We start from the raw sequence: 20,624 nt of genomic DNA on the forward strand, positions 1-20,624 counted from the left end.
GGTCCGACAACCGCTCACCCGCAGGCGCCCTGACCTGCCCCACCCTCGCCATACGAAAGACAACGAGGCAAAGCCACCTAAGTCACCGGCATTGGGCCTAGGCGGACCGCTTCCCGGCAGTCGGCCACGCGCCGGTCTGCGTTGACCCGGGATCAGGCCGGCGTGCCCAGGCCCGGAAGCCGAACGTCCGCCGGATGGCCCGCCACGGAGCCTCGTCGGGCAGGTTCGGCTCGTGTCCCCTCCGCTGCGGCCGGTGCCTCACGAATCCGTGGATGCGGAACCGCGGGGGTCCCGTCATCCCAGCTCGGAGGGCATCTCCTTCCTATCGGCAGCTCGGACCGATCAACGCCCGGTCTTCGGGGCTAACCTATGAAGGTGAGCCAGGTTCCTTCCGTTCGCCCAGGGGGCAGGACCGGCGTCTTCACCGTTCTTCTGGTCTACATTGTGCTGCTCTCGATTGCACAGGTCCCCACGTCCCAGGGCGGGGCGATCAGGCTCGGTGGTTTCTCCGTACTGGCCCCGCTCGTAGCGAGCGCACTCCTGTCGTACCGGCGGACACTGATCGTCTGCGGTGCGACGATGGCAGCGATCCTGTTCATCTACGGGGGCATCGTCCCAGGACTTCCGGTTGTCCACCGTGTGGTCACCATCGTCCTGGTCTCGCTGGGGACGGCTGCCAGTCTGCTGGTGTGCCGCATTCGCCTCGAGCGTGAGGAACGCATCAGACGGCTCATGATCGCCCGGGACCGGCTCACGCTCCTCTCGGTGGCAGGAGAGCAGGTCGGCTCGACGCTCGACATCTCCCGCACTGCCCAGGAGCTGGCCGACGTCGCCGTTCCGCGATTCGCCGACCTCGCCGCCGTCGACCTCTTCGACACGGTGCTCTCCGGCGACGAACCGGCCGCGCTGCCCGCCGCGGGACCGGTCACCTTGCGGGCGGTGGCCCGCAGCGCGTCGGGTGCGCAGGCCGCCCCGGATCCCGTACGCGGCCCCGAGGGCCTGCACGCCTACCCGCCCGACTCCGTGCCCGGCCGGGCCCTGGTCTCGGGACGGCCGGCCCGCGCGGCGATCGCGGATACGGCCGACGCGGCGGACTGGCTCGGTACGACGGGCCCGCTGGCGGACGTCCGGACCGCCGGCCCGGCCCACTGCTCCGGCATCGTTGTGCCCCTGCGTGCCCGGGACGCCACTCTGGGGGTGGCGATCTTCGTACGGGAGGCGCACCGCGAGCCGTTCGACGCCGACGACCTGCTGCTCGCCGAGGAGATCGGGGCACGCGCCGCCGTGTGCGTGGACAACGCCCGCCGCTACACCCGGGAACACCGCACCTCCCTGAAACTCCAGCGCAGCCTGCTCCCGAGGCGGCTGCCCGACCTGGCGGCGGTCGAGGTCGCGGGAAGGTATCTCCCGGCCGAGTCCGTGACGGAAATGGGCGGCGACTGGTTCGACGTCATCCGGCTGTCCGGCTGCCGGGCAGCGCTCGTCGTGGGAGAGGTCGTCGGGCATGGACTGCACGCCTCCGCGACCATGGGCCGACTGCGTTCCGCCGTACGCACGCTCGCCGACATGGACCTGCCGCCCGATGAACTCCTCGCCCACCTCGACGACGTCGTCACCCCAGCCCGGGCGGGAAGGGATACCGAGGGTCCCGACGACGCGGACGACACGGCGGGCGCAGCCGGGGCGACCTGCCTGTACGCGGTCTACGACCCCGCAGCCGGAACCTGCTCGCTCGCTCGCGCCGGGCATCCGGCGCCCGCCCTGCTCCTGCCGGACAGAAGCGTCAGCTTCCTCGACCTGCCAGAGGGACCCGCGCTGGGTGTGGGCGATGGCCTGCCATTCGAGTCGACCGAGGTGCCGCTGCCCGAGGGCAGCGTGCTCGCGTTTTACACCAACGGCCTGCTGGGGGCGTCCCCGCACGACGACGGCCGCAGGGACGCCTTGCGGGCCGCCCTGGCCCAGCCGGCCCCCTCGCTCGAGGTCGCGTGCGACACCATCCTGAAGTCCGTGCCCGACGACGGCCCCGACGACGACATCGTGCTCCTGCTGGCCCGGACCCGGATCCTGGATGCCACCCAGATCGCCACCTGGGACGTCCCCCTCGGCCTCACTGCCGTCGGTCACGCCCGTGAGTTCGCAGCCGAGCGCCTGAACGCCTGGGGACTCGGCGAAGCCCTGTTCACCGTCGAGCTCGTCGTCAGCGAGCTGATCACCAACGCCATCCGGTACGCCGCCGGCCCGATCCAGCTCCGGATCATCCGGAACGATGCACTGATCTGCGAGGTCTCCGACAGCAGCAGTACCTCCCCGCATCTGCGACGGGCCCGTAACGACGAGGAGAACGGCCGCGGCCTGTTCATCGTCTCCCAGCTCACGGATCGCTGGGGGACCCGCTACACGACGGCGGGCAAGACCATCTGGGCGGAGCTTCCGCTCGAGCCGCGGACTCCCTCGTCCTAGCCTCGATCCACCGGGCAATGGCCGGTCCAGGGCCCGACGCCGCGAGGTCTTGGCGGCGATCGTGTTCGTGGCGACCTCGGGCGGCACGTGGTGACAGTTGCCTGCGGATCTGCGCCTATTGCTCCGGAAAAACCATACTTCTCCGGCACCCGGACGGAACCGAGACTGTCAGCTGGTGCGCGCGGACCTCGCACGGCCGCTCCGGCGCCGCGAGGGTGGAAAATGCGGCGCCCGTCGGCCGCTGGGGTGCGCCGTTGACTCTTCCCCTGGGGCAGCCCGCAGTGTGGGTGCCGTGAGCGAGCACGAGCGGGCGGACCCGCTGCTGAGTATCGGGGTCTTCGCGCGGCGGTCGAGGCTGTCGCTGAAGGCACTGCGGCTGTACGACCGGCTCGGCGTGCTGGCGCCGGCCGACGTCGACCCGGTCAGCGGCTACCGGCGTTACCGGGAGAGCCAGTTGGCCACGGCACGGCTGGTCGCGACGCTGCGTGGCCTGGACATGCCGCTGGCCGAGGTCGCGCGGGTCGTGGCGGCGCCCGGGCCGCAGGGGGCGGGGCTGGTCGCGGCGTACTGGGAGGCCGTGGAGCGCCGGGTCGCGGCGCAGCGGGAGCTCGCCGCGCATGTGGGGGTCACGTTGTCGGGCGGGAAGGGGAGTTACGGGATGTACGAGATCAAGGAGCGCGACGTACCCGAGCAGCTGGTGCTCACCGAGCAGCGGCATGTCGGCCCGCAGGAGCTGCCGGAGTGGATCGGGGCGGCCATCGGCCGGTTGGTGAAGGCGGCTCAGGAGTACGGGGGAGTGGCCGGGCCGCCGTTCGTCGTCTACCACGGCGAGGTCAGCGAGGACGGGGACGGCCCGGCGGAGGCGTGCGTTCCGGTACGTCCGGGGCAGGACGTCACGGCAGCGGCGGCACGGGTCGAGCCGGCCCACCGGGAGCTGTACACCAGGCTGGTGAAGGACCAGGTGCAGTATCCCCGGATCACGATCGCCTTCGACGCGGTCGCGCACCGGATCGCCGAGCAGGGTCTTACCGGGACCGCGCCCTGCCGGGAGGTCTACTTCACGGACTGGGACTCGGCAGGCCCCGACGACGAGGTCTGTGACGTGGCCTACCCGGTCGAGGGATGACGGCGCGATGACGCTCCCCTACACCGGCTCGGGGCCGTACTGCTACGCCAACTCCCTTGCCATGGTGCTGGGCGAACATGCCCCGCCGACCGGCGTCATCGAGTGCCTCACCGGCTCCCCCTTCGGCTTCGAACTGCTGGCCGGCACGCTGCCGTTCTTCGACCCGTACGGCTGGGACCCGGAACTCGGCCTCGACGCCGCGATCGGCTCCCTCGGCTGGACCTGCGAACGCACCGACGGCGGCAGCCCGGAGGAAGCCATGGCCCGGCTCCGGAAGGCCTGCGCGGACGGGCCTGTCCTGACCGGACCGCTGGAAATGGGACTGCTCACACACCAGCCGGGCATGAACGCCGCCATCGGTGCCGACCACTACGTCGTGGTCCTGGCGGTGGAGGACGGCACGGTCCTCTTCCACGACCCGCACGGCCATCCGTACGCGACGCTGCCCACCGATGCCTTCAACGCGTCCTGGCGCGGCGACGAGGTCACATACATCAGCACCCCCTACGTGATGCGCAGCGGCTTCGTACGCCTCCGCGAGGTCGCGGCCGACGACGCCCTCCGGCGCACGCTGCCGGCCGCCGTCCGCTGGCTCGCCGGGCGGGACGACCTGCCGGTGCCCGCGGGCACGCTGGGCGGAGCGGCCGGGCTCGAAGCGCTGGCGGGACTGGTGGACGCAGGCCTCGACCCCGGCATGCGGACCATGCTCCAGGTCTTCAGCATTCGTGTCGGCGCCCGGCGACTGTCCGACGCGGCCGCCTGCCTCTCCATGCTCGGCCTGCCAAAGGCGGCCGCACTCGCCGCCACTCAGGCGCGCATCATCGGCGGGTTGCAGCACCCCGCCGTGGTGGGCGACGACCGGTCCCTGGCCGACGGACTGCGCCGGCTGGCGCCCACGTACAACCGGCTGCGGGAGCTGCTGACGGCCGCCCGGTAGCCCGGCGGCGACAACGAGCACCCGCTACCCACCCGGTACGCACCCGCTACGCTCGCGCCATGCCCACCGCACTCGTCACCGGCGCGACCGCCGGAATAGGCGCGGCCTTCGCGCGCCGGCTCGCCTCCGACGGCTTCGACCTGGTCCTCCTGGCCCGGGACACCGCCCGCCTGGAGCAGGCCGCCGAGGAGTACCGCACAGCGCACGGGGTGGCCGTCGAGGTGCTGACCGCCGACCTGGCCACCGAGGACGGGATCGCCGCGGCCGAGAGTCGTGCGGCGGCCGGCGTGGATCTGCTGGTCAACAACGCCGGCTTCGGCCAGCACGACACCTTCCTGAAGACGCCGCTGGCCGACGAGCTCGACATGCTCAAGGTGCACTGCGAGGCGGTGCTGCGCCTCACCCACGCCGCTCTGCCCGGCATGATCGACCGTGGCAGGGGCGGTGTCATCAACGTCGCCTCGGTCGCCGCGTTCTTCTCGCGCGGGACGTACAGCGCCACCAAGATATGGGTGGTCAACTTCAGTGAGAGCGTCGAGCAGGACATCGCAGGCAACGGCGTCCACGTCATGGCCCTGTGCCCCGGCTGGGTGCACACGGAGTTCCACGAGCGCTCCCACATGGACAAGTCGGCGGTCCCCGACTTCATGTGGCTCGACGCCGACACGCTGGTCGCCGCGGCCGTACGGGACTTCCGGCGCGGGGTCGGCGTGAGCGTGCCCGACATCAGGTACAAGGCCCTCGTGGGCCTGAGCAAGGCGGTCCCGCGCGGCCTGTCCAACCGCATCTCGGCGCGTTCGGGCCGGCGTTACGAGTAGACGGCCGCCCACAGGCACGGGGGTGCGGTGGGCGACAACCGCCCCCCGCACCCCCGTCCGCTCAGGCCGCGTGTCCGGGGATCTCGATCCCGCCGGCCGCCGAGATCCGGTCGATCTCCGCGATCTCCCCGTCCGTCAGCGGCTCGGCGTCCAGCGCCGCCAGATTCTGGTCGAGCTGCGCCACGCTGCTCGCGCCGATGAGGACCGACACCACGCGCGGATCCCGCAGCACCCACGTCAGCGCGAGCTGCGCGAGCGACTGTCCGCGTCCCTCGGCGATCTTGTTGAGCGAGTGCAGCAGCGCCAGCCGCTCCTCCGTCAGCGCGTCGCGCCTGAGGAAGTGCCCGACGGCCATCCGGGAGTCCTCCGGGACGCCGTGCAGGTAGCGGTCCGTCAGCAGGCCCTGTGCCAGTGGTGAGAAGGCGATCAGGCTGGTGCCGGTCTCACCGATCGCGTCCAGGACATTGTCTTCGAGGCCGCGCGACAGCATGTTGTACGCGGACTGGTGGATCAGCAGCGGAGTGCCGAGCTCGCGCAGGATCTCGGCGGCCCGGCGGTGCTGCTCGGCGGGGTAGTTGGAGATACCCGCGTACAGGGCCTTGCCCTGCTGGACCGCAGTGGCCAGGGCGCCCATGGTCTCCTCGAGGGGCGTGTCCGGGTCGAAGCGGTGCGAGTAGAAGACGTCGACGTAGTCCAGGCCCATCCGGCCCAGCGACTGGTCGAGGCTGGCCAGCAGGTACTTGCGCGAGCCCCACTCGCCGTACGGCCCGGGCCACATGTCGTAACCGGCCTTGGTGGCGATGAACAGCTCGTCACGGTAAGGCCGGAAGTCGGCGCTGAAGTGGGCGCCGAAGTTGGCCTCGGCGGAGCCGGCGGGCGGGCCGTAGTTGTTGGCGAGGTCGAGGTGGACGACGCCCCGGTCGACGGCGCGGCGCAGGATCGCGCGCTGGGTCTCCAGCGGCGCGGTGTCCCCGAAGTTGTGCCACAGGCCGAGCGAGACGGCGGGCAGCCGGACTCCGCTTTGGCCGCAGCGGCGGTATTCCATGGAGTCGTATCGGTCGTCGGCCGCGAGGTAGCTCACGCGAAAACTCCTGGGTCAGGTGCTGATGTAAGAAAATGTGCGGGATTGTGAGGCTACAGGCCCGGCCCCGGCGAATCCATCACGTAGCGCAGGCCGCCGAGCAAATGGTGTCGGAACACCGGGTCCGCGTACGCCTCGGGGGAGTGGCCGAGAGCGGTGTAGAAGGTACGGCCCCCGCCCGTGCCGCCGGAGTCGCGGCACCACACCAACGGGTGGTCGACGCCCATGCCGCCACCGTCGTACGAGGACTCGTCCGCCGACGCCAGCACCCGCATCGAGCCGCGCGGGCTGATCCGGAAGTCGTACCACTCGTCGGTGAACGGCCACACCGGGCCGAGGTGTTCGGTGGCCGGATGGCCGTGGTCCTCGACGGTGACCAGGCCGGGCTGCAGATCCGGGTGGCGGGCGAAGCGGGCGCCGAGCAGCTCGCCGTAGTACGGCCAGTCGTACTCGGTGCAGGCGGCCGCGTGCACGCCCATGAAGCCGCCGCCCGACTCGGCGTACGCCCGCAGGGCCTTGCGGCCTCGCGGGGTCAGGACCTCGCCGCTGGTGGACAGGAAGACCACTGCCCGGCAGCCGCCGAGCCCGTCCGCGAGGACCTCCGGGTCCTCGGTGGCCTCGACGCCGAAACCGTGCTCGGCGCCCAGGGCGCGGAAGGCCGCGATGCCGTCGGGGATGGAGTCATGGCGATAGGCGGTGGTCCGGGTGAAGACCAGGACCGGGGCAGGAGGCATGGCTCACACCCTAGGCATCGTCTTCTACCAGGTACAGGGCGGCGGCCGGTGGCCGTGGGAGACGACCGACGCGGGGTCACAATTGGCCCGATAGTCATGCACAAGACACACTTCGCCGGGGCGGTTTCCATCCGCGATGGGAGCACTTCCGGGCAAATCACCCACGGGTGATGGGCGTCACTCATGAAATACCGTACGGAATGCCGCAGACACTATGTGTCCACATCGGCCCCGTTTTGTGACTCTGCATATTGATCGAATTACCCACCGTCAGGGATCTGTGCACACAGAGCGGACACTTCTCACCCAAAGTCATCGAATTCTAAGATCGATTTGCGGCTTTCTTGATCCCGTGTTTACGCGCCTTGCTCAGTCGCGATGCCGTCGTCTAGCTTCACAGTCCCGCAGGTCAAATGCCTGCGGGATCCTCTCGGGCGGAACGCCGAATCCTGCCGCCGCCCATTGAGCAACCCCTGAGCACTTAAGGGCAGGAGCGGGGGACCCAGGTAATCGCCGTTCCGTCGGTCGCGGAACGGCTTGGGGTGAAGTCGCCGTGCAGCGCCGTTAATTCGGGCTGCCCGCGGCCGGGCATCTCCAGCCCGAACCCGACAGCTTACCTCGCAGGCGTCGGAGAGGAATTCGGCATGCCCGCAAAGGGAAAGCACCGTCGCGTCCGTACGAGCCGATTCACCCGAATCGGCGTCACCGCCGGCACGGCGGGTGCCGCCATCGCGCTGCCGATGGTCGGTGCCACCGGCGCCCACGCAGCCTCCGTGAGCACCTGGGACAAGGTCGCGTCCTGCGAGAGCACCAATAACTGGAGCATCAACACGGGCAACGGCTTCTACGGCGGCCTGCAGTTCACGCAGAGCACCTGGGCGGCCTTCGGTGGCACCCAGTACGCCGCGCGTGCGGACCTGGCCACCAAGGCGCAGCAGATCGCGATCGCCGAGAAGGTGCTCGCGGTCCAGGGCCCGCAGGCCTGGCCGGTGTGCGGTCCCAAGGCCGGTCTGACCAAGTCCAGCGCCGACACCTCCTCGGCCCCCGCCGCGTCCACGGCGACCACCCCCAAGAAGACGACCGAGACCAAGTCCTCGACCGCTTCGTCGCATTCGTCCGCTTCATCCGCTTCGACCCCTTCGAAGTCGAGCGGCGGAAGCTACACGGTCGTCAGCGGTGACACCCTCTCGAAGATCGCCGACGCCAAGGGCGTGGCCGGTGGCTGGCAGAAGCTGTACGCCGCCAACAAGAGCGTCGTCGGCGGCAACCCCGACCTGATCTTCCCCCACCAGGTCCTGACGCTCGGCCAGAAGGCCGCCGCCTCGACCGCCCACACCTCTTCGTCCTCCACCACGGAGCACAAGAGCACCGCTTCGGCCACCACCTCCTCGGCCGCGAAGACCGCCTCGTCCGGCACGAGCACCTCCTCCGGTTACACCGCTCCGGTGGACAACGTGGTCCTGGGCACCGCCTACCACACCGCCGGCTCCATGTGGGCCAGCGGTTACCACACCGGCCAGGACTTCATCGTCTCCACCGGCACCAAGGTCAAGGCCGTCGCCAGTGGCACCGTGGTCTCCGCCGGTTGGGGCGGCGCCTACGGCAACCAGGTCGTCATCAAGCTCGCCGACGGCAAGTACGCCCAGTACGCCCACCTGTCGTCGATCTCCGTCTCGGCCGGCCAGTCCGTGTCCGAGGGCCAGCAGCTCGGCCTGTCCGGCGCGACCGGCAATGTCACCGGCCCGCACCTGCACTTCGAGATCCGTACCACCCCGAACTACGGCTCGGACATCGACCCGCTGGCCTACCTCCGCTCGCACGGCGTGAGCATCTGAGCAAGGCTCAACCAGGTCCCATGTGCCTGTCCCCGCGGCGGCGGGGGCAGGCACATGCCTTTGTCCAGTGACCGAAACGGACCTCATATTTCCGGTTTTTGTTCCCTCTCGAACTGGCGATCAGTAGCCTGACGGGGCACTCCTGACCACTGCCGAACGCCTGACGAGCTGGAGACACCGATGGTGGAACGTCCCGCCTGGGCACCGCAAGGTATCGACCTGTCGGTACCGAGCGTGTCCCGCATCTACGACTACTACCTGGGTGGCTCGCACAACTTCGAGGCCGACCGGGACGCGGGTCGGCGGGCGATGGAGGCGTTCCCGGGGCTGCCGAAGATCATGCAGGCGAACCGGGCGTTCATGCGGCGCGCCGTCAGATACGCGGTGGACCAGGGCGTGACGCAGTTCCTCGACATAGGCTCCGGCATACCCACCTTCGGCAATGTCCACGAGGTCGCCCAGGGCGCGAGACCCGGGGCCACCGTCGTCTACGTGGACCACGACCCGGTCGCTGTCGCCCACAGCCGGGCGGTCCTGGAGGGCAACGAACGAGCCGACATCGTCTCGGCCGACCTGCGCTCGCCCCGCGACATCCTCGACAGCGAGCCGGCCCGCCGCCTTCTCGACCTCAGCCGCCCGGTGGCCCTCCTGCTCATCGCCGTACTGCACTTCCTCGAGGACTCGGACGAACCGCGCAAGGCCGTCGCCGAACTGCGCGACGCCCTCGCCCCCGGCAGCCTGCTGATCTTCACCCACGCCTCCACCGACGGCGGCCCCCGCAAGCCCGAGGAGGGCGACAAGGTCGAGGGCGTCTACCGCAACATCGGCTCGCCGCTGATCATGCGGTCGCGTACCGAGGTGGAGCGCTTCTTCGACGGCTTCGAACCGGTCGAGCCCGGCGTGGTGGCCATGCCGCTGTGGCGTCCCGACGGCACCGACGACGAGGACGATCCCGTCATCTACACCGGCTTCGCGGGCGTCGGGCGCAAGGCGTGACCACCTCCGCGGCCGAGGACAGGGCCGATGGACTGCGGCGCTTCGCGGCCATCTGGAGCCGGGCCATCTACCCGGCCACCGCCACCTCGATGACCCGCGCGGAGTTCGAGGAGTACCTCCTCCCGTTGGCCGGCGGCCTCAGCGAGGCGCTGCGGGCCCAGCCCTTCGACCCCCGGTTCGGCGCCGAGACCGGGGCCGCGCTGGTCGCCGCGCACTGCACCGACCCCGAGGCGCTGCCCCGCATCCTCGGCGTCATCGACTCCTACCTGCTGCTGTACTGCCCGCCCGGCGAGGCCGTCCCGGCGGACGAGGCAGCCGCCCGCTGCGGCCGGCTCCAGCACTGGCTGGCCGCCGGGTACGCCCGCAGCCTGCGCGACCGCACCCTCACCGAGCAGGAGGCCCTCTCCCGCGCCGCCCTCGCCGCCCGCACCGAGGCCGAACAGGCCCTGCACGAAAGCGAGGCCCGCTTCCGGGCGGTCTTCCAGGGCGCCTCCATCGGCATCGGCATCGCCGGCATGGACGGCACCATCCTGGAGGTCAACGACACCCTCACCCGCATGTTCGGCGGCCTCGAGCACCACGTACGCAGCCGCAACGTCAACGACTGGGGACACCCCGACGACGGCCCCGGAACCTGGGACATGCAGCGCCAGGTGGCCCGGGGCGAACGCGACCACTACAGCATCGAGAAGCCCTACTACCGCACCGACGGCACCGTGCTGTGGACCAACCTCACCGTCTCGCTGCTGCGTGACCCGGCCGGCACCCCGCAGTACATGCTCGCCCTCATGGAGGACATCACCGAGGAGCGCCTGCTGCGCGAGCGGCTGCGCTTCGAGGCCACCCATGACGCGCTCACCGGCCTCGCCAACCGCACCCTGTTCTTCGAGCGCCTCGAGGAGGCCCTGGCCCCCGGCACCGGCGCGGCCCGCATCGGCCTGTGCTACCTCGACCTCGACGGCTTCAAGGACGTCAACGACAGTCTGGGTCACGCCGTGGGCGACCGGCTGCTGGTCGCGGTCGGCGAACGGCTCCAGGCCTGCGTCACCTCGCCGGGGCAGCTGGTGGCCAGGCTCGGCGGCGACGAGTTCGTCGTCATCGTCGTCGACCCCAAGGCCCGCTCCGAGGTCACCGCCCTGGCCGACGTGATCCTGGGCGCCCTGGCCGCCCCGATCCGCATCGACGGCCGGGAGCTGTCCGTACGCTGCAGCATCGGCATCGTCGAGGGCCCGGCCGGCGCTCTCGGCCCCGCCGAGGCACTGCGCAGCGCCGACATCACCATGTACCGCGCCAAGGCCGCCGGCGGGAACCGCTTCGCCCTGGCCGACCCGGACGCCGACGCCCGCGCCATCACCCGGCACGGCCTGGTCAACCGGTTGCCGACCGCCCTGGAGCGCGGGGAGTTCTTCGTCGAGTACCAGCCCCTGGTCCGGCTCGCCGACGGCAGCGTACGCGGCGCCGAAGCGCTGGTCAGATGGTGCCACCCGGTGCACGGCACCCTCGGGCCCGACCACTTCATCCCGCTGGCCGAAGCCACGGGCCTGATCGTGCCGCTCGGCCGCTGGGTGCTGGAGCAGGCCGCCCGGCAGGCCCGCGACTGGCAGTTCCCGGGCCTCGACGGCCCCCCGCTATGGGTCAACGTCAACCTCTCGCCCTCCCAGCTCCACCACCCCGGGCTGGTCCCCGAGACGGTCGCCGCGCTCGCCGAGGCCGGCATCGACCCCTCCGCGCTGTGCCTGGAGGTCACCGAGAGCGCCCTGATCGGCGCCGACGAGGATCTGCTGCGCCCGTTGCGGCAGTTCGCCGAACTGGGCGTCGACATCGCCCTCGACGACTTCGGCACCGGCTACTCCAACCTCGCGTCGCTGCGCCAACTGCCCATCACCACCCTGAAGCTGGACCGCTCCTTCACCCGGGGCATGCAGCACCAGCCCGTCGACCCGGTCGACGTCAAGATCGTGGACGGCATCGTCCAGCTCGCCCACACCCTCGGCCTGTCGGTGACCGTCGAGGGCGTCGAGACCGGACTGCAGGCCGAGCACCTGCGCGTACTGGGCTGCGACACCGCCCAGGGCTGGTACTACGCCCGCCCCGGGCCGCCCGAGCGGCTGCACGCCCTCTCGCTCGTCGACGCCAGCAGCACCTGAGCCCGGTTTCCCGCCGATATCCCCATTCCTCCGGTTCCGGAGGAGTCGAGAGGGAAGGATGGGAAAGAGGGCGAGATGAACCGAAATGACACGCTACGAGGACACGGACGGCGGCAACCCGCCGGATGACCTGGTCGACGCGGCCGGTACGGCCCGCGTCACCGTGGACGGCCACGGCCGGATCTCCGGATGGAGCGAAGGGGCCCGTCGGCTGCTGGGCCACGAGGCCGGCGAGATGGTCGGGCGGCCCGCGGCCCGGCTGCTCGCCCAGGAACCCTCCGAAGAGCAACGCCGCTCACTCGCGGAACTCCCGAGGTGGAACGGCCGCGTGGCCCTCCGCCACCGCGACGGCCACCGCGTCGACACCGGACTGCTGGCCCACCGCCGCACCAACGGCAGCGGCGACACCGAGTGGCTGCTCGTGTCGCCGCTGACCGGCACCCAGGCCCGCCCCGAGGACGACAACCTGGGCCGGCAGGCCTTCGCCCAGTCGCCCTGCTGCACCATGGCGCTGTACGACACGCGGCTGCGACTGCGGCGGGCCAACGAGGACATGCAACGCGCCATGGCCCTCACCGAGGACGACATGCGCGGCCTCCGGGTGTCGGAGATCGTCCTGGACCCGCAGAGCGACAAGACCGAGCGGGCCATGGCCCAGGTGCTCCAGGACGGCGAGCCGCGCTACGTCGAGAACTACCTCCGTACGGTCGGCGAGAGCCACGAGCACGCCTGGAACGTCTTCCTCAGCCCCGTGAAGGACCCCGACGGCACCCTGCGCGGCGTATGCCTCGCCGCGCACGACATCACCGAGCAGCACCGGGCGAAGCAACGGCTGCAGCTGCTCAACGACGCCAGCCTCCGCATCGGCACCACCCTGGACGTGGAGCGTACGGCGCGGGAGCTCGCCGAGGCCGTCGTGCCGGCGCTGGCCGACTTCGTCACCGTCGACCTGCTGGAGAGCATCTACCGCGGCGCCGAGCCCGACGCCGAACCCAAGTCCGCATCCGTTCTGCTGCGCCGCGTCGCTCACGCATCGGTGTTCGAAGGCGTTCCGGAGGCCGTCGTGCGCCTGGGCAGCTCCGATTCCTACGCGGCCTTCACACCGCCGGCCGAGTGTCTGGCCACCGGCCGGCCGGTCGTGCAGGGGCTCGCCGACCCCGGCGTGGACCAGTGGATCTCCGCAGAGAGCGCCCGGGCGGAGAGGGTCAGAAGATTCGGCATGCACTCCCTGATGGCGGTGCCGTTGCGTGCCCGGGGCACCACGCTCGGCGTGGTCCTCTGCGTCCGGCACCAGCGCCCCGAGCCCTTCGAGGACGACGACGTCCTGCTTGCCTCGGAGATCACCGCGAGGGCCGCCGTCTGCATCGACAACGCCCGCCGCTACACCCGCGAGCGCACCACCGCGCTGACCCTGCAGCGCAGTCTCCTGCCGCAGAAGATCCCCCGCCAGGCGGCCGTTGCGGTCGCCTCCCGCTACCTCCCGGCAGGCGGGAGGGCCGGAGTGGGCGGCGACTGGTTCGACGTCATCCCGCTGTCCGGGGCGCGCGTCGCCCTGGTCGCCGGGGACGTCGTCGGCCACGGCATCCAGGCCTCGGCGACCATGGGCCGGCTCCGTACCGCCGTACGCACCCTCGCTGACGTCGATCTCCCCCCGGATGAGCTGCTCACCCACCTCGACGACCTCGTCACCCGGGTCTCCGCCGAGACCGACCCGGACAACGACGGCGCGGCACCCTGCGGGGAGCTCGGCGCCACCTGCCTGTACGCGGTCTACGACCCGGTAGCCGGTCTGTGCACCATCGCCCGGGCCGGGCACCCCGTACCCGCCCTGGTCACCCCGGGCGCCGCCGGCGGGCAGAGGGTGGAGTTCCTCGACCTTCCGGCCGGGCCGCCGCTCGGCCTGGGCGGCCTGCCCTTCGAGTCGACCGAGGTGCAGGTGCCCGAGGGCAGTCTCATCGTGCTCTACACCAACGGACTGGTCGAGTCCCGGGTCCGCGACCCCGACCAGGGGCTCGCCGTGCTGCGCGAAGTCCTCGCCAAGCCGGAGCCGACCCTGGAGACGGTGTGCGATCACGTCCTGGAGGCGCTGCTGCCGGAGCGCCCCGCCGACGACATCGCGCTGCTCGTGGCCCGTACGCGGGTGCTCGACCGGGAGCAGGTGGCGACCTGGGACCTGCCCGCCGAGGCGTCGTTCGTCGCCGAGGCCCGCAAGGCCGCGGTGGGGCAGCTCGTCGCCTGGGGGCTGGGGGAGGCGGAGTTCACCACGGAGCTGGTCGTCAGCGAACTGGTCACCAACGCCATCCGCTACGGAGAGGCCCCCATCCAGCTGCGGCTGATCCACGACCGCACCCTGATCTGTGAGGTCTCCGACGGCAGCAACACCGCACCCCACCTGCGCCGCGCCCGGGTCTCCGACGAGGGCGGCCGGGGCCTGCTCCTGGTCGCCCAGCTCTGCCAAGCCTGGGGCACCCGCCAGTCCTACCGGGGCAAGACCATCTGGGCCGAGCAGGCGCTTCCCGTCGCCCTGTGAGCGGCGGGCGACGGGAAGCGCGCCGGGCCCGGCCTCAGTGCTGCGTGCCGAGCAGCGCGTGCAGGCCGCCGTCCGCCGGGGTCGGTGTGGCGGTGCTGTTCGCCGATGCCGATGCCGTCGCCGAGGCGGTCAGCGGCTCGGGATCCGGCAGCTTCTGGCAGGTGGCGTCGGCCGTGTCACCGGGGGAGCGGGGCACCCTGCCGTCGGTCAGATAGGCGGCCAGGTAGTCGTCCAGGCACTGGTTGCCGCTCAGCGTGATGCCGTGGTTGCCGCCGCCCTCCTCCACGACCAGGCTGGAGCGCTTGAGCAGCCGATGCACCGTCACACCGCCGCTATACGGGGTCGCCGCGTCGTCGGTGGCCTGGAAGAGCAGCACCGGCGGCAGCTTGCTGTTGGACACGTCGACCGGCTTGAGCGAACTCGTCGGCCAGAAGGCGCACGCCGCGTTGTACCAGGCGTTGTTCCAGGCCAGGAAGGGCGCCTTCGCGTACACCTTCTCGGTGTCCCGGTGCCATGTGCTCCAGTTCCGGGGCCACTTGGCGTCCCGGCACTGGACGGCGGAGTAGATGCTGAAGCCGTTGTCCCCGCCGGTGTCGACGGCCGCGAAGTCCTCGTAGAGCGAGACCAGCGCGTCCGCGTCGCCGTCGTTGACGTACGAGGCGAATCCCGCTGCCAGGTAGGGCCAGTAGCCGTTGTAGTAGCCGCCGGGCAGGAAGGTGTCCTCGAACTCGCCCGGCCCGACTGTGCCGCCGGCCGGATGGGTCCGCAGCTTCTCGTGGACCGCGTACCAGGCAGCCTCGATCTTCGCCGGGTCGGTGCCGAGGTGGTAGGTGGAGTCGTACGTGGCGATCCACGCCATGAACGCCTTGTTGCGGGCGTCGAAGGCGTAGTCCTGGCCGATGTTGTCGTCGTACCAGACACCGGTGGGGTCGACGATGCTGTCCAGCACCAGCCGCCGTACCCGCTGGGGGAAGAGTTTGGCGTAGACGGAGCCGAGATAGGTCCCGTACGAGTAGCCGAAGTAGTTGAGCTTCTTCGCGCCCAGGGCGGCCCGGATCGAGTCGATGTCCTTCACCGCGCTGATGGTGTCGATGTGCTTCAGCAGCGAACCATACGTGCTGCCGCAGGCCCTGGCGAAGGAGGCGGCGCGCTTGATGTTCGCGGTCTCCTCGGCCTTGCTGTGCGGTACGGGGTCGGGGCGTACGGGATCCCAGTAGCCGGGCACGCAGTCGAGGGCGGGGGTGCTGTCGCCGACCCCGCGTGGGTCGAAGCCGATGACGTCGTACTGCGCGGCGACCGCCTTCGGCAGCGACGAGGCCACGAATCCGGCGAGTGTGAGCCCGCTGCCGCCCGGGCCACCGGGGTTGACCACCAGCGGGCCCTGGGACTTCGCAGCCGTGTGCGGTATTCGGGACAGCGCCAGTGTGATCTTCCGGCCGCCCGGGTGCGCGTAGTCCAGCGGCACCTTCAACGTCGCGCACTGCAGCTTCGGATACGAGGTCGTGCCGCAGGCCTGCCAGGCGACGGCCCGGGCGGGCGCGGACGTCTGGGCGCTCGCCGAGGACGGTGCGTAGGCCAGCACCCCGACCAGCGTCGCGAGGGCGGCGGCTGCCGCAGCGGTTTTTTTCACCAGGGCTCCCGGAACGGTTGGAACGCGCACGTGAATGACGCCGACTCACGCGATCCTTCCGCAACCGGCCCTGCGGAAGCGGAAGTTCCCCTCGATTGCCCCACCGGCCACCGGCATGGGTCGAGAGCGGAGGATAGTACGGATTGCGCATGTGCCAGGTGAAAATGCCCCAACAACGCCGCATCGCGTGACCGCACCCTAACGTTCCGTGGCATCCGGTCAACCGAACGTGGCGGTGAGGGGGTCCGTGTGCCCGGAATCGACGAGTGCCTGGCCGAGGCCATGGCCATCCCCGGTGTGCTCGGGGCCAGTCTGGTCGACTGGAGCAGCGGACTCGTCCTGGGCACCGCCGGGGAGGGGCCGAACGACGACCACGAGGTCGCCGCGGTGGAGACCACCGAAGTGGTGCGCGCGGTCCTGGACGGCGCGTCGTTCACCGCGGCGCAGACCGGCAAGGTGCCCGTCGAGGACATCATCATCAGCGCCAGCGCCGGCTACCACCTGATGCGGTTCATCGACACCTCCTTCGAGAGCAGCGTCTTCCTCTACCTGTGGCTCGACCGCGGCGACGCCAACCTCGCGCTCGCCCGCTTCCGCCTCCAGGCGCTGGCCGACAGGCTGGTGCTGGTGTGAGGACGCCGACGGAACGGGACTTCGACGCCGCACTCGCCGGGCTCGCCGCCGAGCAGGCCACCGGCGCGCTGTACGGCAACAGCGGCGTCGTCTACCTCTGTGACGGCGCCGTGGTCCACGCCGAGAGCCCGTCGTCGCCCGACCTCGGCATCCGGCTCATCACCTGCGGGCGGCTGTCCGCCGAGGCCTGGCGCAAGGCCCTCGCCGAGGCCGGCCGCGACCGCCGGGTGGGCCCGTTCCTGGTCGAGCACGGCTGCCTCACCCGGGGCGAGCTCGAACTCTGCCACCTGGGCGCGCTGTTCGACGCGGCCTACTTCGTCCTGCTCCCCGACTCCGAACCCACCCGCTTCCTGCGCGGTGCCACCCACTGGCTCGGCACGGTCAGACCCGTCCGCGCCGACGCCCTGCGCCGCGAGTCGGTCCGCAGACGCGCCCTCCTGGACCGGGTCTGGCCCTGGCCCGCCGCCGACGCGCACCCGGTGGTGCCCCGCGTGGGGCGCGGCGGTGTCCCCGACCCTGGCCAGCGCGCGGTTCTGGAGGTGGCCGACGGCTCCCGCACTCCGGCCCAGATCGCCTGGCTGCTGGGGCGCTCCGCCTTCACCACCGTGCTCGACGTACGACGGCTCGCGGCGGCCGGCTACGTCGAGACACCCACGGTGCCGCGACAGGCCCCGCCACTACCGGACACCGGCCCCGGTACCGACATCGAACTGCTGACCCGGATCCGCGACGCGCTGGAGGCCCGCCTGTGAGTGCACTTCCCGCCCGCGCGGACCTCCCGGACCGGCCATGGAGGCGCGCTCTGAGACAGCTCGCCGGAAGGAGGCAGCCGATGACCGTGCAACCCGAGGTGCTCACCGAGCTGCGCAGCCTGCGCGCGAGGGTGCCGCACCTGACGGGCGGTCTCGTGGCGAGTACCGACGGGATGGTGATCGCCCATGACACGAGCGGCATCGAACCGGACGGTGTCGCCGCGCTCACCGCAGCGGTCCTGGGCGTCGGCACCCGGCTGACCGACGCCACCGGACAGGGCGGATTCCGTGAGCTCATGGCCCGCGGAGAGCTCGGCTACGTGGCGACCTACGCCGCCGGCCGCACCGCCACCCTGACCGTCGTGGCGGGTCCCGACACCAACGTCGGCCGGCTCCATCTGGAGGCCCGCCGATCCAGCGGGCGCATCGGCGACCTCGTCGACGGCGCGCCCGACCACCAGGAGCGGACATGACTCCACAACCACCCGGCACCGGCCGCGGCCGAACCGCGGCCGGTGCCCGCCAACCGGCAAGGCAACGAAAAGGAAGCGAGACCCTGATGGCCAACACCGAAACCGCGTTGAAGGACGCCATGACCTCCATCGAGGGAGTCATCGGCGCCGCCCTCGTCGACTACGGCAGCGGCATGGCCCTGGGCACCCTCGGCGGCACCAAGGACCTCGACCTCACGGTCGCGGCAGCCGGCAACACCGACGTGGTCAGGGCCAAGATGCGCACCATGGAGATGCTCAACATCAAGGAGGCGATCGAGGACATCCTCATCACCATCGGCTCCCAGTACCACCTGATCCGGCTGATCAGCGGCAGGGCCGGCAAGGGCCTGTTCCTGTACCTCGCACTGGACCGGGAACGCGCCAACCTGGCGATGGCACGCCACCAGCTCAAGCGCATCGAAGCCGACCTGGACGTCTGAGACGGGGGCCGGGGCCGGGGCACGGGGCGACTCAGTGGCCGCTGTGGTCCGCCCCGGCCTCCACCGCCCCGCCCAGCTGCTTCTGCACCGGCTTCAGCGCCGCGGTGTCCGCCTGGACCACCCAGCGGGTGCCCACCAGGTACGAGCCGCCGTACGGCTCCGCGTCGTCCAGCCAGGCCCGCTGGCCCTTGTTCGAGGCGAAGGTGAGCAGTACGTACGTCTGGTTCGCCGTACTGCAACTGCCCTGGCGCAGCTCCGCGCTGTCGGTCTGCACCGAGGCCGTGCAACCGATGGCACCGGCGAGCCGCTCCAGCTTCACCGGGCCGCCGTCGGCCTGCTGCCCGCCGGCCGACGACCCGCAGCCCGCCGCCAGCAGCCCCGCGGCCACCATCGCTGCCCACCGTATGCGCGTCACACGACCTCCATGGGTTCACCGAGGGCCGATGCTAGCCAGCTGACGCCCTCCGGCCACCGGTCGGAGGGAATCGGGCGCCCCGGGAGCGCCCGTATGCCAAAATGCGCCCCTGCGCGTGCGAGGCGCGTCCGATCGGGCATACTCATCGCGCCGCAGCTGCTGGTCAGGCCGCGCCGAGACCCGGCGGGAGACCATCGGTACACGGTCACGACCCACGGCGCGCCCGCCACACCCTGAGCGGATGCCGCCGCAGCGCCCGACAGGGAGGAGAGCGCCGCCATGTCCCACGACGGCCAACCGCCGGTGGACCGACAGCTGCCCACCGAGGAGGCCCGCGACCTGCTCGCGCTCGTACGCGAACTGGCACAGCGGGAGATCAGGCCCTCGGCGGCCGAGGAGGAGGACGCCGGCGTCTTCCCGCGCGACACCTTCACCCTGATCGGCGAGGCCGGGCTGCTGGGCCTGCCCTACGCCGAGGAGTACGGCGGTGGAGGACAGCCCTACGAGGTCTACCTCCAGGTCCTGGAGGAGCTGGCCGCCGCCCGGCTCACCATCGGGCTCGGCGTCAGCGTCCACACCCTGGCCTGCCACGCCCTGGCGTACTTCGGCAGCAAGGAGCAGCGCGCGGAGCACCTGCCCGCCATGCTCAGCGGCTCCCTCCTGGGCGCCTACTGCCTCTCCGAACCCGCCTCCGGCTCCGACGCCGCGTCCCTGCGCACCCGCGCCGTCCGCGACAGCGCCGCCGACACCTGGTCCATCGACGGGACCAAGGCCTGGATCACCCACGGCGGCATCGCCGACTTCTACACGGTGCTCGCCCGCACCGGCGCCGAAGGACCACGCGGCATCACCGCGTTCCTCGTCCCCGGCGACGCGCAGGGCCTGTCGGCGGCCCGGCCCGAGAAGAAGATGGGCATGAAGGGCTCGCCCACCTCCCAGGTCCACTTCGACGGCGTCACCGTCCCCGACGCCCGCCGCCTCGGCGACGAGGGCCAGGGCTTCACCATCGCCCTGTCCGCCCTCGACTCCGGCCGCCTCGGCATCGCCGCCTGCGCCATCGGCCTCGCCCAGGGCGCCCTGAACGAGGCCCTCGACTACACCATGAGCCGACGCCAGTTCGGCCGCCCGCTGGTGGACTTCCAGGGCCTGCGCTTCATGCTCGCCGACATGGCCACCAAGATCGAGGCCGGCCGCGCCCTCTACCTCGCCGCCGCCCGACTGCGCGACTCCGGCCGGGAGTTCTCCCGCCAGGCCGCCATGGCCAAGCTCTTCTGCACCGACGCGGCGATGCAGGTCACCATCGACGCCGTCCAACTCCTCGGCGGCTACGGCTACACCGCGGACTTCCCCGTCGAGCGCTACATGCGCGAGGCCAAGGTCCTGCAGATCGTCGAGGGCACCAACCAGATCCAGCGGATGGTCATCGCCCGCCACCTCGCCGGGCCCGAGAGCGCCCCGTAGAACGCCGCGGTGGCCCGGCCCCCCCCGGGGGGGGGGCCCCCGGGGCCCCGCGGGGGGGGGGTGGGGGTGGCGGGGGAACCGGGGGCGGGGGACCGCGGTGGCGGCCGGGGAGGCGGCGATCGCCCGGGCGGCGGG

The 20,624-nt window shown here is 71.3% G+C and carries 17 protein-coding genes and 1 riboswitch; of the genes, 13 read left to right on the forward strand and 4 right to left on the reverse strand.

Translation table 11 applies throughout. The features are described from left to right. Positions 1-375 precede the first annotated feature (375 nt). The 4 genes from ACFXJ5_RS26480 to ACFXJ5_RS26495 all read left to right on the forward strand — a co-directional run bounded on the left by ACFXJ5_RS26480 (position 376) and on the right by ACFXJ5_RS26495 (position 5,341). On the forward strand, positions 376-2,460 hold the full coding sequence (locus tag ACFXJ5_RS26480) for a SpoIIE family protein phosphatase (RefSeq protein WP_384635908.1): 2,085 nt from the start codon (positions 376-378) through the stop codon (positions 2,458-2,460). A 292-nt stretch (positions 2,461-2,752) separates the two neighbouring features. Next, complete coding sequence (locus tag ACFXJ5_RS26485) at positions 2,753-3,586, forward strand: MerR family transcriptional regulator (RefSeq protein ID WP_384635911.1); 834 nt, start codon at positions 2,753-2,755, stop codon at positions 3,584-3,586. A 7-nt stretch (positions 3,587-3,593) separates the two neighbouring features. Continuing rightward, positions 3,594-4,523, forward strand: a complete 930-nt coding sequence (locus ACFXJ5_RS26490) for a hypothetical protein (RefSeq protein WP_384635914.1) — start codon at positions 3,594-3,596, stop codon at positions 4,521-4,523. A gap of 59 nt (positions 4,524-4,582) precedes the next feature. Continuing rightward, positions 4,583-5,341, forward strand: coding sequence for an SDR family NAD(P)-dependent oxidoreductase (locus ACFXJ5_RS26495; protein WP_384635917.1), 759 nt, complete (start codon positions 4,583-4,585; stop codon positions 5,339-5,341). 61 nt (positions 5,342-5,402) lie between these two features. Here ACFXJ5_RS26495 and mgrA read toward each other — a convergent pair whose 3' ends face one another. Beyond that, positions 5,403-6,422, reverse strand: coding sequence for an L-glyceraldehyde 3-phosphate reductase (mgrA, locus tag ACFXJ5_RS26500; protein ID WP_384635920.1), 1,020 nt, complete (start codon positions 6,420-6,422; stop codon positions 5,403-5,405). A 53-nt stretch (positions 6,423-6,475) separates the two neighbouring features. Then, positions 6,476-7,156 (reverse strand): ThuA domain-containing protein, encoded by a 681-nt coding sequence (locus ACFXJ5_RS26505; protein WP_384635923.1) that lies wholly within the window; start codon positions 7,154-7,156, stop codon positions 6,476-6,478. Positions 7,157-7,616: 460 nt separating this feature from the next. Continuing rightward, a riboswitch (cyclic di-AMP (ydaO/yuaA leader) is annotated at positions 7,617-7,798 on the forward strand. 2 nt (positions 7,799-7,800) lie between these two features. Between ACFXJ5_RS26505 and ACFXJ5_RS26510 the strand changes: the two genes are divergently transcribed. The 4 genes from ACFXJ5_RS26510 to ACFXJ5_RS26525 all read left to right on the forward strand — a co-directional run bounded on the left by ACFXJ5_RS26510 (position 7,801) and on the right by ACFXJ5_RS26525 (position 14,664). Further along, positions 7,801-8,991 (forward strand): transglycosylase family protein, encoded by a 1,191-nt coding sequence (locus ACFXJ5_RS26510; RefSeq protein ID WP_384635927.1) that lies wholly within the window; start codon positions 7,801-7,803, stop codon positions 8,989-8,991. Positions 8,992-9,174: 183 nt separating this feature from the next. Continuing rightward, positions 9,175-9,987 carry an SAM-dependent methyltransferase gene (locus ACFXJ5_RS26515; protein ID WP_384636232.1) on the forward strand — a complete coding sequence of 271 codons (813 nt, stop codon included), beginning with the start codon at positions 9,175-9,177 and terminating at the stop codon, positions 9,985-9,987. After that, complete coding sequence (locus ACFXJ5_RS26520; protein ID WP_384635929.1) at positions 9,984-12,134, forward strand: putative bifunctional diguanylate cyclase/phosphodiesterase; 2,151 nt, start codon at positions 9,984-9,986, stop codon at positions 12,132-12,134. Before ACFXJ5_RS26515 ends, ACFXJ5_RS26520 begins: the two co-directional genes overlap by 4 nt. A gap of 85 nt (positions 12,135-12,219) precedes the next feature. After that, the gene (locus ACFXJ5_RS26525; RefSeq protein WP_384635932.1) at positions 12,220-14,664 is read left to right on the forward strand and encodes a SpoIIE family protein phosphatase; all 2,445 of its coding nucleotides are present in this window, start codon (positions 12,220-12,222) and stop codon (positions 14,662-14,664) included. Between the two features lie 34 nt (positions 14,665-14,698). Here the strand turns inward: ACFXJ5_RS26525 and ACFXJ5_RS26530 are convergent, their stop codons facing one another. Continuing rightward, positions 14,699-16,294: an alpha/beta hydrolase gene (locus ACFXJ5_RS26530; RefSeq protein ID WP_384635935.1), complete on the reverse strand. Its 1,596-nt coding sequence runs from the start codon at positions 16,292-16,294 to the stop codon at positions 14,699-14,701. Between the two features lie 249 nt (positions 16,295-16,543). On the opposite strand from ACFXJ5_RS26530, the gene ACFXJ5_RS26535 reads away from it, so the two are divergent. The 4 genes from ACFXJ5_RS26535 (at position 16,544) to ACFXJ5_RS26550 (ending at position 18,613) form a co-directional block, all read left to right on the forward strand. Then, a complete protein-coding gene (locus tag ACFXJ5_RS26535; protein WP_384635937.1) occupies positions 16,544-16,927 on the forward strand; it encodes a hypothetical protein in 384 nt (127 codons plus the stop codon). Further along, entirely contained in the window at positions 16,924-17,679 is a 756-nt protein-coding gene (locus ACFXJ5_RS26540; RefSeq protein ID WP_384635939.1) for a transcriptional regulator, read from the forward strand. The genes ACFXJ5_RS26535 and ACFXJ5_RS26540 overlap by 4 nt, the downstream gene beginning before the upstream one ends. A gap of 80 nt (positions 17,680-17,759) precedes the next feature. Further along, a complete protein-coding gene (locus tag ACFXJ5_RS26545) occupies positions 17,760-18,152 on the forward strand; it encodes a roadblock/LC7 domain-containing protein (protein ID WP_384635942.1) in 393 nt (130 codons plus the stop codon). 86 nt (positions 18,153-18,238) lie between these two features. Beyond that, positions 18,239-18,613 carry a hypothetical protein gene (locus ACFXJ5_RS26550; protein WP_384635945.1) on the forward strand — a complete coding sequence of 125 codons (375 nt, stop codon included), beginning with the start codon at positions 18,239-18,241 and terminating at the stop codon, positions 18,611-18,613. Positions 18,614-18,644: 31 nt separating this feature from the next. Here the strand turns inward: ACFXJ5_RS26550 and ACFXJ5_RS26555 are convergent, their stop codons facing one another. Then, positions 18,645-19,028 (reverse strand): hypothetical protein, encoded by a 384-nt coding sequence (locus ACFXJ5_RS26555; protein ID WP_384635948.1) that lies wholly within the window; start codon positions 19,026-19,028, stop codon positions 18,645-18,647. Positions 19,029-19,307: 279 nt separating this feature from the next. Between ACFXJ5_RS26555 and ACFXJ5_RS26560 the strand changes: the two genes are divergently transcribed. Further along, complete coding sequence (locus tag ACFXJ5_RS26560) at positions 19,308-20,489, forward strand: acyl-CoA dehydrogenase family protein (protein ID WP_384635951.1); 1,182 nt, start codon at positions 19,308-19,310, stop codon at positions 20,487-20,489. Positions 20,490-20,624 lie beyond the last annotated feature (135 nt).

It is taken from the genome of Streptomyces sp. NPDC059373 (assembly GCF_042751495.1).
In the GTDB taxonomy this organism is placed as follows: domain Bacteria; phylum Actinomycetota; class Actinomycetes; order Streptomycetales; family Streptomycetaceae; genus Actinacidiphila.